Source organism: Gallibacterium genomosp. 2 (assembly GCF_000771895.1).
GTDB lineage: Bacteria > Pseudomonadota > Gammaproteobacteria > Enterobacterales > Pasteurellaceae > Gallibacterium.
Genome location: NZ_JPXY01000047.1, coordinates 28,705 through 42,303, shown reverse-complemented (window position 1 = coordinate 42,303; position 13,599 = coordinate 28,705). Strand labels below are relative to the sequence as shown.

Annotated in this window: 12 protein-coding genes; 3 read left to right on the top strand and 9 right to left on the bottom strand. The window is 38.8% G+C overall.

The window, feature by feature from the left end:
- The first annotated feature begins 1 nt into the window (after window position 1).
- Window positions 2-967, top strand: a complete 966-nt coding sequence (gene cmoB, locus P375_RS09995) for a tRNA 5-methoxyuridine(34)/uridine 5-oxyacetic acid(34) synthase CmoB (protein ID WP_039136621.1) — start codon at window positions 2-4, stop codon at window positions 965-967.
- Between the two features lie 205 nt (window positions 968-1,172).
- Here cmoB and P375_RS09990 read toward each other — a convergent pair whose 3' ends face one another.
- The 5 genes from P375_RS09990 to P375_RS09970 all read right to left on the bottom strand — a co-directional run bounded on the left by P375_RS09990 (window position 1,173) and on the right by P375_RS09970 (window position 5,487).
- A complete protein-coding gene (locus P375_RS09990; protein WP_234702127.1) occupies window positions 1,173-1,427 on the bottom strand; it encodes a hypothetical protein in 255 nt (84 codons plus the stop codon).
- Between the two features lie 45 nt (window positions 1,428-1,472).
- The gene (locus P375_RS09985; protein WP_039136619.1) at window positions 1,473-2,990 is read right to left on the bottom strand and encodes a DHA2 family efflux MFS transporter permease subunit; all 1,518 of its coding nucleotides are present in this window, start codon (window positions 2,988-2,990) and stop codon (window positions 1,473-1,475) included.
- Window positions 2,991-3,004: 14 nt separating this feature from the next.
- Window positions 3,005-4,171 (bottom strand): EmrA/EmrK family multidrug efflux transporter periplasmic adaptor subunit, encoded by a 1,167-nt coding sequence (locus P375_RS09980; protein ID WP_039136617.1) that lies wholly within the window; start codon window positions 4,169-4,171, stop codon window positions 3,005-3,007.
- 21 nt (window positions 4,172-4,192) lie between these two features.
- A complete protein-coding gene (gene mprA / locus P375_RS09975; RefSeq protein WP_230589110.1) occupies window positions 4,193-4,708 on the bottom strand; it encodes a transcriptional repressor MprA in 516 nt (171 codons plus the stop codon).
- A gap of 197 nt (window positions 4,709-4,905) precedes the next feature.
- The gene (locus P375_RS09970; RefSeq protein WP_039136613.1) at window positions 4,906-5,487 is read right to left on the bottom strand and encodes an NAD(P)H-dependent oxidoreductase; all 582 of its coding nucleotides are present in this window, start codon (window positions 5,485-5,487) and stop codon (window positions 4,906-4,908) included.
- 175 nt (window positions 5,488-5,662) lie between these two features.
- On the opposite strand from P375_RS09970, the gene hpt reads away from it, so the two are divergent.
- On the top strand, window positions 5,663-6,202 hold the full coding sequence (hpt, locus tag P375_RS09965; protein WP_039136611.1) for a hypoxanthine phosphoribosyltransferase: 540 nt from the start codon (window positions 5,663-5,665) through the stop codon (window positions 6,200-6,202).
- 39 nt (window positions 6,203-6,241) lie between these two features.
- On the opposite strand, the gene metX is transcribed toward hpt, so the two are convergent.
- Entirely contained in the window at window positions 6,242-7,327 is a 1,086-nt protein-coding gene (gene metX / locus P375_RS09960) for a homoserine O-acetyltransferase MetX (protein ID WP_039136607.1), read from the bottom strand.
- Window positions 7,328-7,642: 315 nt separating this feature from the next.
- Between metX and fumC the strand changes: the two genes are divergently transcribed.
- The gene (fumC, locus tag P375_RS09955; RefSeq protein ID WP_039136605.1) at window positions 7,643-9,037 is read left to right on the top strand and encodes a class II fumarate hydratase; all 1,395 of its coding nucleotides are present in this window, start codon (window positions 7,643-7,645) and stop codon (window positions 9,035-9,037) included.
- A gap of 74 nt (window positions 9,038-9,111) precedes the next feature.
- On the opposite strand, the gene hemH is transcribed toward fumC, so the two are convergent.
- From hemH to ydiJ, 3 genes are read right to left on the bottom strand one after another with little or no spacing between them, the layout of a single operon-like run.
- Window positions 9,112-10,086 (bottom strand): ferrochelatase, encoded by a 975-nt coding sequence (gene hemH, locus P375_RS09950; RefSeq protein ID WP_039136603.1) that lies wholly within the window; start codon window positions 10,084-10,086, stop codon window positions 9,112-9,114.
- 1 nt (window position 10,087) lies between these two features.
- Window positions 10,088-10,519 (bottom strand): PaaI family thioesterase, encoded by a 432-nt coding sequence (locus P375_RS09945; RefSeq protein WP_039136602.1) that lies wholly within the window; start codon window positions 10,517-10,519, stop codon window positions 10,088-10,090.
- The gene (ydiJ, locus tag P375_RS09940) at window positions 10,519-13,587 is read right to left on the bottom strand and encodes a D-2-hydroxyglutarate dehydrogenase YdiJ (RefSeq protein ID WP_039136600.1); all 3,069 of its coding nucleotides are present in this window, start codon (window positions 13,585-13,587) and stop codon (window positions 10,519-10,521) included. The genes P375_RS09945 and ydiJ overlap by 1 nt, the downstream gene beginning before the upstream one ends.
- Window positions 13,588-13,599: the final 12 nt, after the last annotated feature.

Sequence of the window (13,599 nt, the reverse complement as noted above, 5' to 3'; positions counted from 1 at the left end):
TATGATTGATTTCCGTCCTTTTTACCGGCAGATAGCGACAAGTGAGTTGTCTGCTTGGTTGGAGACCTTGCCAGCACAATTAAAACAATGGCAATCAAATACTCACGGCGAGTATGAGAAGTGGGTCAAAGTAATTGAATTTTTGCCGGAACGAAAATCTGCTCGGATTGAGTTGCAACATAGTGTATCTGTGGAATTGGACATACCATTATCCGAAGGTGAACGGCAACGAATGATTTATCATTTAAAACAGTTAATGCCGTGGCGCAAAGGTCCTTTTCATCTTTATGGAGTATATATTGATTGTGAATGGCGTTCCGATTTTAAATGGAATCGTCTTTTACCGCATATTTCACCATTAAAAGATCGTTTGGTTTTGGATGTCGGGTGTGGTAGTGGTTATCATATGTGGAGAATGGTGGGTGAAGGTGCTAATCTTGTTGTTGGTATAGATCCAACGGAGCTATTTCTGTGCCAGTTTGAAGCAGTAAGAAAGTTGCTGAATAATGATCGCCGCGCACATTTGATTCCGTTAGGAATCGAGCAGATGCAACCGTTAAATGTATTTGATACCGTATTTTCAATGGGGGTACTTTATCACCGTAAATCACCATTGGATCATCTTTCTCAATTGAAAGCACAATTGCGGAAAGGAGGTGAGTTAGTGCTGGAAACCCTAGTTGTTGATGGTGATAAGAATAGTGTGCTTGTTCCGGGGGATCGTTATGCAAAAATGAAAAATGTCTATTTTATTCCATCGGTGGAGGCACTGTTAAATTGGTTGAATAAAACTGGTTTTAAAAATGCACGTTGTGTTGATGTAGCGGTAACTTCGTTGCAGGAGCAACGGAAAACGGAATGGCTGGAAAATGAAAGTTTAATTGATTTTCTTGATGCGTCTGATCATAGTAAAACAATTGAAGGTTATCCGGCACCGAAACGTGCGGTGATTATTGCCGAAAAATAATAACAAGGTGTTGAAAAAGATGGGAAAATCCCATCTTTTTTAGTCATTCAAAGAGGTTTTCTGTTTTCCATCATCATCAAAATTTTATTCAGCCATCCAGCGCCCAAACTTCGGCTTCATTTGTAACTACTTCTGTGGCAGCATTGAAAATCAAGCCGTATTGCGATTTCTTCCTTTATCAATGATTGCTAAATAATAGAGATCGTCAGATTGCTGATTTTGCTGTAAAAATTATCGAATATTCTTTACCTGGCAAGGCATTCATTGGCAAGTAGATCCATTGTAATGCTAAACTTTCAGGACAAATATTATCCAAATAATGCTCAGTGCAAAGACGCTCTAAGCGGCAATAATGGACTTCTAAGCTATTAATATTCGTTTTTTCTCCGGCGGTAAAATTTTCAATAACTTCGCCAATAGCTTGATTAAAAATGTTGATAGGTATGTTGCTTATTATCATCAAAAAACGGTGTGGCGGAATTAGGTGACACACCGTTTATTATGGTTAATGTTTTGTACCGAAAGGTGGTTTTGCTAACCAAATAATGACAAAAAGCAACATAAATGCAATAGCTGAAACATAGAATATTTCGTTTGCACCAATAATTAGCCCTTGTTGTGTGATTTGATTAGCAAGAGAAGCGGCTGTTTGTGTTTCATTCAAGCCTTTTTCTGCCATTGCTTGGAAATATTGCTGAGATGCTGGATTGTACGGCGTAATATTTTCCACCATTTCACCATGATGTAGAGCCTCGCGATTATACCACATAAACGTGGTTAAGGATGTCCCGACTGAACCAGCTAAGGTACGTAAAAAGTTGAATAAACTTGAAGCAGAGGCTGTTTCTTCAGGTTTTAATCCTGAAAGGGTAATGGTAGTTAAAGGCATAAAGAAACAGGCAACAGCTATCCCTTGTATAAATTGAGGAAGAGCTACTGCAGCAAAATCCATATCAGGTTCAAAAGTGACTGCACGCCAGTGGAATGTCAATGCATAAACGAAGAAACTGACAGTAACCAATAAACGCATATCCACTTTATGTCCGAAACGTCCGATAATGGGGGAGAGTAACAGCGGAAATAAGCCAATTGGTGCAGTCGCAAGACCTGCCCACGTTGCTGTATAACCATATACCTGCTGTAATAACAGCGGAATTAAAACAACAGAACCTAAATAAATTAGGAATGCTAGAGAGGTACAAAGGCAACCGACAGTGAAATTGCGTTTCTGAAACAGCGCAATATCAACAATAGGATGTTTTTCACCCAATTCCCAAATGATTAAGGTGATTAAACCAATGGCAGCAATAATTGCTAATACAACAATTTCAGTTGAATTGAACCAATCTTCTTCACGTCCACGATCCAACATTAATTGTAAGGCTCCTACACCGAAAATAAGCAGAATTAAACCGATACTGTCAATCGGTTGCTTGTAGGTTTTAGTTTCACGATCTCTTAATGTAATTTGTGTGAATAAAATAACTAAAATTCCAACTGGAATATTGATAAAAAAGATCCAACCCCAATGGAAGTTATCGCTTAGCCAGCCGCCTAAAATCGGACCGCAAATCGGTGCAACCACCACAGTCATAGACCAGAAAGCTAATGCCATTGCACGACGCTGTGGAGGATAGTTATTGAGTAATAAACTTTGTGATAATGGTACAATTGGACCAGCAGCTAAACCTTGAATAATACGGCAAGCAATCAACATATTCAGTGAATGTGAAATACCGCATAACCAAGAGGCAATAACAAAGATCAGCACTGAAACCAAAAATAGTTTTACTTCACCGAAACGCCGAGCTAGCCAACCGGTAATAGGAATTGCAATTGCATTTGCAACACCAAAAGAGGTGATTACCCAAGTTCCCTGTGTACTTGAAGCTCCCAGATCGCCAGCGATAGTAGGAATAGCAACATTAGCGATAGTTGAATCAAGGACTTGCATAAAAGTAGCCAACGCAAGCCCTAATGTCATCATAACTAATGCACCGCCTTTAATTGGTGTTTGATTCATTCTGACACTCCCAATTAATGACTATTCTGTTGGATAATTTCCATAATTTCTTGATCAATCGGCGCTAAATCATAATGTACAGTATCAGTTTGATAAAGAGGTTGATTACGAACCTTACTCGGTAGCACCTCTCCATCTTGATTTGAAGTATTGACTTCTGCTGTTGCTGAGAGTCCTATGCGTAATGGATATTTCTGGATCTGTTCCGGATTAAGGGTGATTCTGACTGGCAGACGTTGAACTACTTTAATCCAGTTTCCGGTTGCATTTTGTGCCGGCAAAAGTGAAAAAGCACTACCTGTTCCAGCATCAATACCAGTTACTGTACCGTCAAATTCAATGTCATCACCATATAAATCAAAAATGATATTAACCGGCTGACCTATTCGGATATTTTTTAATTGGGTTTCTTTAAAGTTGGCATCTAACCAGATCTGATTAAGTGGCACTACGGCAAGCAATGGCGAACCTGCTTTAATACTTTCACCCACCTGTACACTGCGTTTAGCAATATAACCAGTAGCCGGGCTGATTACTTTAGTGCGCTGTAAATTTAACCACGCTTGACGAACATTGTCAGCTGCTTGAATCACGGCAGGTTGTTCGGCAATAGGTGTATTTAGCAATAAGGCTTTAGTGGCATTTAACTGTTCATATGTCGCATTCAAATCGCTTTTCGCTATTGTTACCGCATCAACTGCGTGTTGATAATCTTCTTTGGATACTGCACCGGTTTTATTCAAACCTTGACGACGAGAAAGATCTTGCTCGGCTTGTTTTAATGCAATCTGTTTGGCGGCAAGTAGAGAGGTCAATTGTTTCTCAGTAAAAGTGAGTTGGGTTGTTTTACGGACGGTATCAGCTAAAGTATGTTTAGCTTGAGAAAGTGCTAATTTAGCATCACTATTATCAAGCTCAACTAAAACATCACCTTTATTGACTAAATCAGTGCTTTCAAAATTTACTTTGGCAACACTGCCGGAAACTTGAGATGAAACTTGAATGATATTACCCGCCACATAGGCATCATCAGTTTCAGTAAAATCTTTAACAAAAAATAACCAGTAGAGAAAACAGGCAACGGAAATTATAAGTAATAAAATAAAGAAGGAAACTAGACGTTTCCTTCTAATGTTATTACGAACAGTATTCTTTTTTTCTTGTTCGGACATCTCTGACATATAAAAACCTTAAAGTAAAAACTACGTTCTATGAGGATGATATTCATCTAAACGTTTTGATAGTTTAAGCAATAATTTACGCAGAGTTTGATTCTCTTTGTCAGTGAGTACACTGAAGATAGAACCCATTAATTCCCATTGATGAGGTAAAATATCTTGCAAGAATTTCAAGCCTTTCTCATTAATACGTAAACTGAAACAGCGTCTATCTTCCGGCACGCTAATACGATCAATTAACCCTTTATCGACAAGTTCATCGGAAATGCGAGTTGCATTAGTGCGTGATGAACCTAAGATTTCACTAAGATGTGAAGGTTGAATTTCGTGGTTAGGTTGCAAATAAGTTACGATCAACGCTTCAAAAAGCGTATGATTTAGTCCCACTTCTTTAAGGAAATGGTTGCGATGTTCAAGATAATTACTATTCACATTGAATAATAAACGTACAAGAACGACTTGATCTAATGGCATATTAGGAAAATCTTCCGCGTACATTTTTAATACACTATCAGTATCAGATAACAATTTATTCATCATAAGTTACCTCGGGCAATAATATAGAGTAAAACAATAAACCTTGCAATAATAACTTGTCAAACTATATTTTGATCAAGTTTATTTAAAGTTGCCAAATAATTTACAATTAATGATAATAAATTATGTAAAGCAATATAAATACCTAGCAATAAGTATTTGTAACAAAAGTTATAAAGATGTTGTATTAAAATATATGTCTATTTTTGTTTGTACAACACTTTTTTTACATTTTCTAAGATTTGTTTGCGTAATTTATCATCAATAATATGAATGTCGCCGAAAAAATGAGAATGAATATCCGTAATACCACAATAATTGAAAAGACCGTTCACCAGTGTGTGATCAAATGCCTGCATAAATCCCTTTTGCTGATATTTGTATATGTTATTCCCAAATGTTACAAATTGTAACATTTTTTTATCATTTAATAACCCTTCACTGCCGTTGTCATCTGTTTTATATGCAAATCCGTGACTAAAAACACGATCAAGATACCCTTTTAACATAGCCGGGAAGCCCATCCACCAAAGTGGATAAATGAGGGTAATAAGATCCGCTTCATCAATAAATTGTTGTTCCAATTTTATATCAACAGGAATATTTCCTTTATTAATCTGTTCAAACTCGTTCCATGTTAGAATAGGATTAAATTTAAGTTGATAGAGATCGCGAACAACAACATCCATTCCCATTTCTTTGGAAGTTTGGATCACTTCCTCTAAAATAGCGTGATTGAAGCTGTTTTCGTTAGGATGTGTATAGATGATTAAGTGTTTCATCACTTTTATTTCAGTGTGTAAGGTTATTAATAAGCGCGAGTAATATTATTGTAATAATCGTATTTATGCAATATGTATGCTACATAAATTGGAAAATTTTCTAGGAAGATTTTTTAATTTTTGTAAATTGAGTATATTATCACCACAAAAGTATCTACTAGGGAGTTATAGTCGAATGAAAAAACACCACTTAGAAACATTAATTACAAAGCAAAATGTGACATCAAGAATAGAAGAACTCGGCAAAGAAATAAGCCGTTATTATCAGCATAATAGGAGTCAAGGCATTTATGTAGTAGGTTTGTTACGGGGTTCATTTATGTTTATGGCGGACCTTGTTCGCACAATTGATGTATCGTTAGAAGTGGATTTTATGGTCGCATCCAGTTATGGCAGTGGTATGACCACTAATCACGATGTCAAAATCGTGAAAGATTTGGAAGGGGAAATTAGAGGAAAAGATGTTTTGATTGTCGAAGATATCATTGATACCGGTTATACCTTAGATAAAGTAAGACAGATTTTATCCTTAAGAGAACCTAAATCATTGCATATTTGCACCTTGCTGGATAAACCGTCACGCCGTGAAGTGGAAGTGCCTGTCGATTGGATTGGCTTTAGTATTCCTGATGAATTTGTTGTTGGTTATGGTATTGATTATGCTCAACAATATCGTCAGTTGGGCTATATTGCTAAAGTGGTCTTGGAAGAGTAACAAAGAGATAGCATTTGCCAAATTTAGGGGAAGATCGTGTTATTCCACGATTTCTCCTAATCCGCGACGAATTCTTGGTGCAAAAAATTCATAGTCCACCAAAAAAGCATCGTGTCCAAAATCAGACCCAATTTCATCATAATGCAGATTAACACCGGCGTTTTGTAATAATTGCCGACTTTTCTGTAAATCAAACAGCTTGAAGAGTTGGTCGGTCGTTACGGCGATCAGTGTATATTGCGCTTTAATCCGCGATAATGCGACGGAGATATTCTCATAACCGATAGAGGGATCATAGAGATCCAAAGCACGTGTTAATTGGATATAACTATTAGCATCGAAACGTCCGAGAAATTTTTTCCCCTGATAACTTAGATAGGATTCCACTTGGAAATAATCGCCGAGCAGATCATTTTTCTGTTTTATGGCTCTGCCGAACGCTTTCGTCAATTGTGTATGGGTGCGATAGGTGAGCATTCCCAACATTCTTGCAGTGGATAAACCTTGATCAGGGTGTTTGCCCTGATAATAATGACCCTGATTGTAATTCGGATCTTGAATAATTGCTTGGCGCATTACGTGATTAAAACCGATGGCTTCGGCACTCATATAAAGGGAAGAACAGAGGTTGATCACATAATCCATAAAGTCAGGATAATTAATTGCCCATTGTGTGGCTTGCATTCCGCCAAAGGAACCACCAATCACGGCGTGCAAGTGAGTAATCTGCAGTTGATCGAGCAATGCTTTTTGTAGTTGAACAATATCTTGTACCGTAATTTGTGGGAAATCACCGCCATAGGGCAAATGTGTTGCCGGATTGATGCTCATCGGGCCGGTAGTCCCTTTACAGCCGCCTAAAACGTTGGAACAAATAAAGAAATATTTGTCAGTATCTAAAGCACGACCGGAACCAATAAATTCTTGCCACCAGCCTTTTCGTTTTTCATCTTCAAAATAGGGTTCCGCATCACCCGTCAAGGCGTGGCAGATCAAAACCGCATTATTTTTTTGAGCGTTTAACTTACCGTAAGTTTGATAACAAACTGTAATATTCTGTAGTGATCCGCCTAAAGTAAGCGCAAGGGGAGCATCAGTGAATAAAGTAAGTTGTTGTGCCGACATATCAATTCCTAAAACAGCGAATTATTATTATAAGAGTGTGAATAAATTAGCGATCGAGAGAGTGGTTGTCAAGAAATTTTAGCCGTCTAAACATCTAGAAAGTAAAAAGTCTAAACGTCTATTGTTGAGATAGTTTTTATCATACTGATAAATGTAGAAAAAACACTCATTTGGAGTAGGTGATGCATTAAATTTTATGATCTGTGTCATAAAACGAAAATTTTGATTAATAGATAAATTCAATTTATACCTCTTGGGTGTTAAAATTAGACCAATTTTTTAACATTTATTATTTATCATTTAGAGGTAAACATTATGGAATTTAGAATTGAACACGATACGATGGGCGAAGTAAAAGTACCGGCGGATAAATATTGGGCGGCACAAACCGAACGTTCACGCAACAACTTCAAAATCGGGCCGGCTGCTTCAATGCCTCACGAAATTATAGAAGCTTTCGGTTATTTGAAAAAAGCGGCTGCATATGCCAACTATGATTTAGGTGTATTGCCATTAGAAAAAAGAGATTTAATTGCCCAAGCGTGTGATGAAATTCTTGCCAACAAATTAGATGATCAGTTCCCACTTGTTATTTGGCAAACCGGTTCCGGTACACAATCTAATATGAATGTGAACGAAGTGGTTGCTAATCGTGCACACGTGCTAAACGGTGGCAAATTAGGTGAAAAGAGCATTATTCACCCGAATGATGATGTGAATAAATCACAATCTTCAAATGATACTTATCCAACAGCAATGCACATTGCGGCTTACAAAAAAGTTGTTGAAACCACTATTCCGGCAGTTGAACGCCTACAAAAAACCTTTGCTGAAAAATCAGCTAAATTTGCGAATGTTGTTAAAATCGGTCGTACGCACTTAATGGATGCGACACCATTAACATTAGGTCAAGAGTTCTCTGCTTATGCGGCTCAACTTAGTTTCGGCTTAAAAGCATTAAAAAATACATTGCCTCACCTTAGCCAATTAGCATTAGGTGGTACAGCGGTTGGTACCGGCTTAAATACACCGAAAGGTTATGATGTTAAAGTAGCAGAATATATTGCGAAATTTACCGGCTTACCATTTGTAACCGCAGAAAATAAATTTGAAGCGTTGGCAACTCACGATGCGATTGTTGAAACTCACGGTGCGTTAAAACAGTTAGCAATGTCACTTTTCAAAATTGCTAATGATATTCGTCTATTAGCTTCTGGCCCACGTTCGGGTATTGGGGAAATTTTGATTCCGGAAAACGAGCCTGGTTCTTCTATTATGCCGGGTAAAGTTAATCCAACACAATGCGAAGCAATGACAATGGTTTGTACACAAGTATTGGGCAACGACACTACTATTTCATTTGCAGGTTCACAAGGTCATTTCCAATTAAACGTATTTAAACCGGTTATGGCGTTTAATTTCTTGCAATCTGCGCAATTATTAGCAGACGCTTGTATTTCATTTGATGAACACTGTGCGGTAGGCATTGAGCCAAACTATCCACGCATTAAGATGCAGTTAGAAAATTCATTGATGTTGGTGACTGCGTTAAATACACATATCGGTTATGAAAAAGCCGCGAAAATTGCTAAAACTGCACATAAAAACGGTACAACATTGCGTGAAGAAGCGATTAATCTCGGCTTCCTTACCGCAGAACAGTTTGATGAGTGGGTACGTCCGGAAGATATGGTCGGCAGCTTAAAATAATTGCCTAATTTGCATAAAAGATAAAAAGAGTTGGTTTTTTGCCAACTCTTTTTTTGTCGAGAATTTGTAGAAAATTACTGTAATTTTGCTTTGATCAGTTGATAGAACAACTCAATCTGCTGTTCACTGTCATTTAATGCCGGAATATATTGGTATTGTTTACCGCCGGCAGCTAGAAAAATATCGCGATTTTCCACTGCAATTTCTTCTAATGTTTCCAAGCAATCAACAGCAAAACCGGGACAAATAACCGCAATTTTTTCAACACCTTGCCGAGCCAATTTGGTTAGGGTTTCATCGGTATAGGGTTGTAACCAAGGTTCTTTGCCGAAACGTGATTGGTAACTCATCGTCCACTGATTTGCATTTAAAGCCAAATTAGCTACCACTTTATCGACAGTTTGTTGGCAATGCTCGGCATAATAATCACCTAACTGCTGATAACGTTGCGGAATGCCGTGAAATGAGAACAATAAGTGAACATCAGGTTGCAAATAAGGTTGAATCGACTGACTTAGCGCAGCAATGTAATTTGGATGATCGTGATAAGAAAAAATTATCTCAAATGGCAGAATATGCCGTTGTTTTCGCAATGCTTGATGAAACGCATCTAAAACCGAAGCCGTTGTGGTGCTGCTGTATTGTGGATAGAGCGGCAACAAAATAATATGTTCCACCTGTTGTTGATAGAGCCGTTGCAATGCGGCACTGATGGAAGGATTGCCATAAGTCATTGCCAATTCCACTACAACATTTTGATTTTCGTTCTGAAAGCGCTGTTGTAAGGCTGACTGTTGGCGACGGCTGATTGCCAACAGCGGTGAACCTGCTGTTTGCCAAATTTGTTGATAAAGTTTGGCAACTCGAGGTGCACGTTTTGGCAGAATGATGAGATTCAATAGCGGCAGCCATTGCCAACGAGGCAGGTCAATAACACGAGGATCAGTTAAAAACTGGCGTAAGTAGCGTTTTACTGCCGGTATAGTCGGCGCATCAGGCGTACCTAAATTGACCAACAGTACACCTGTTTTTCTCTTATCTGCTTGCATATTACCTCTTGTCACGATTTATCACAGAAAGAGTTAAACGACTTTGACAACAAAGAGTTTTCTGTGAATTGGCAATATCAATTTGCCAAACTTGTAATGTTCTTCCAATGCGTAATGGTACAGCTCGCGCAGTAATACGCTCGCCCATCCGCGTTGCTCTTAAATGGCTGGCATTAATCTCTACACCGACTACTGCTTTATCTTCATCACAAGCACAAAATCCGGCTAAAGAACCGACAGTTTCCGCTAACACGGCGGAAATACCGCCATGCAGTAAACCCATCGGTTGACAATGGCGTTGATCCACTGTTAATGAGGCTTCCAACCAATTATCGCCTTGAGCCGTAAACTCAATACCAAGCTGACTGACAGCAGTATTCTGATTAATCCGATTTAAATCGTGCAATGAAAAGGATTTTTTCCAAATAGCCATTAATTTAAAATCTCCAACAATCCTTGTAATGGGTGTTTTGTTATTTGATGTTCAATACGTTTCACTTGGCTGCGGCAAGAATAGCCTGGAACCAGACAATATTGCCACGCTTTATCCTGAATTTTTTTCGCCCACGATAGCTGATAAATCTCTTTGGAGGTCTGTTCGTGAACGGTTTCGTGCCCGTAAGTTCCTGCCATACCGCAACAGCCCACTTGTACAATTTCCAGTTTTTCACCAAATTTAGCAAAAATTGTCTGCCACTGTTTGCTACTGTTCGGCGATAAACTGCTCTCGGTGCAATGTGGGAAAAGGTACCACGTTGGTTTTTCGGCGCGATCATCTGAATGAATTTCTAATTGATCAATAATTTGTGAAAGCCATTCTTGAGAAGTCAACACCGCAAAATTGCCGCGTTTTTCCCCTAAGATTTGCTTATATTCATCACGATAAGAAAGTACAACAGCAGCATCAACCCCGACCAACGGCACACCTAATTTTGCCACGCGATTAAGCATTTCCGACTGTTTACGTGCAGTTTTACTGAATCGTGTTAAAAAACCTTTAACGTGTTGTGCTTTACCGTTAGGGCGGAACGGCAAGACGACCGCTTCAAAACCTAATTTTTTACTTAAACGCACAAAATCCGCCACTACTTTGGCATCATAAAAAGAGGTAAACGGATCTTGAACGATAAATACCATTTTTTCACGTTGTTTTTGTGATAGCTGTTCTAGTTGCTCCAATGAGCGATCGGTGTAATGGATTTCAACCAACTGTTGTTGTAATGACGGCACAGAAAGCTGCGGCAAATCAACCATTCCAATCATTTTACGTGCGATACGTTGACTGAACGGATGCGCTGTAACAGCATTAAAAAAGGTCGGTGCTTTCGCCATTAATGGTGCGATAGTTTCAACATTTGCGACCACATAATCTTTAAGCGGACGCATATAACGTTGATGATAGAGATGTAGAAATTTCGCTTTAAATTCCGGCACATCAATTTTAATCGGACATTGGCTGGCACAAGCTTTGCAGGACAAACAAGTGTCCATTGCCGCTTTGACTTCGTGAGAAAAATCATCCTGATGATCTTTACTGAAACGATGACGAATTTTCGCAATAAAATCGGCTAATTTAATTTCACTCTTCTCAAAATTGAGTTGATCGGCGGAAACCCCGGCTTGAGCTAGCAATCGCAACCATTCTCTCACTAATGCGGCACGACCTTTTGGTGAGAAAACACGATTTTGGCTAATCTTCATTGATGGACACATTACGCTGTCAACATCAAAATTAAAGCAAAGTCCATTACCGTTACAATTCACTGCGCCTCGGAATTGATCTTTAACTTCAACCGGAATTTGGCGATCATAATCGGCACGCATTGGAGAGAGAACCTCAAACATTTTAGTATCTGAATTTAACGGTTTACAAATTTTTCCTGGGTTCAAGCGGTTGTCTGGATCAAATAATGTTTTTACCTGTTGTAACACCTGCCAAAGTTGTTCACCGAAGAATTTACGGCTATATTCTCCACGCACGCCTTTGCCGTGTTCCCCCCAAATTAAACCACCATATTTTTGAGTAAGATCGGCAACTTGGTCAGAAATGGATTTAAATAATTTGACCTGTTCGCTGTCACAGAGATCGAGCGCAGGGCGAACGTGTAAAACGCCGGCATCGACGTGACCGAACATACCGTATTCAAGATGATGTTTATCTAAAAGGGCTCTGAATTCAGTGATGTAATCGGCAAGATTTTCCGGTGGCACGCAAGTATCTTCAACAAATGGGATTGGTTTGGCACGCCCTTTAGCATTGCCTAATAATCCAACTGCTTTTTTACGCATCGCATAAATTTTTTCAATCGAGGCTAAATCACTGCAAACTTGATAGCCGATAACATCATTTTGTTGCGTAGCGATAGCCTGATCCAAGCGTTGACATAATTGTTGTACTTGTTGTTGCTGGTAATGCTCATTGTTGCCGGCATATTCAACAATATTTAAGCCTAGGATCGGCGCATTGTCTTCTTCTTTTAATAATTCAGAAACGGAATGCCAAATAATATCCTGTTTTGCTAAGTTCAAGACTTTTGAGTCAACTGTTTCCACCGAAAGCGCTTTTGCCGCAACCATTGCCGGAGCGTGCCTTAATGCTGCATCAAAGGAGCGATATTTAATATTGATCAAAGTGCGATATTGAGGAATCGGCAGTAAATTGAGTTTGGCTTCACAAACAAAAGCGAGTGAGCCCTCTGAGCCGGTCAGAATTCGGCTTAAATTAAATTTAGATAGGTCATCATTAAAGACGTGTTTTAAATCATAACCGGTGATAAAACGGTTAAGTTGTGGTAAATCAGAAAGAATTTGTGGACGATATTGGCGACATAGTTGTGCAACCTGTTGGTGAATTTGCTTTCCAGTGGCAGAAAGATTTGCAGCCGCAATGTTATCTTCAAATTGGTCGCAATCAATGCTTTCCGTATCTAAAATATCCCCATTAATTAGCACTGAACGCAAACTTAAAACGTGATCTGATGTTTTGCCGTATTGTAATGAACCCTGCCCTGAAGCATCGGTATTAATCATTCCACCAAGAGTGGCTCGATTACTGGTTGAAAGTTCTGGTGAAAAGAAAAGTCCGTGTGGTTTTAAAAAACGATTCAGTTGATCCTTAATTACGCCTGCTTGTACACGCACCCAACGTTCTTTCACATTGAGTTCTAGAATCTGAGTCATATGACGAGAAAGATCAACGATGATGGTGCTGTTTAATGATTGTCCGTTAGTGCCGGTACCTCCACCTCGTGGTGTGAATTTTAAGGTTTTAAATTGATCGCGTTGTGCAAGTTTAGTCAAGCGAACAATGTCTGAAATATCTTTAGGAAAGAGCAGTGCTTGAGGTAGTTGCTGATAAACGCTATTATCTGTCGCCAGAGAGAGCCGATCAGCATAGTGATAAGCGATATCGCCACTAAAACCTTGATATTGAAGTTGTTCTAAGTACTGCTTAACTAGAGGATCAATTTGCTGATGACTTGCTAAATAAGGGATAACCATAATTAAAACCTT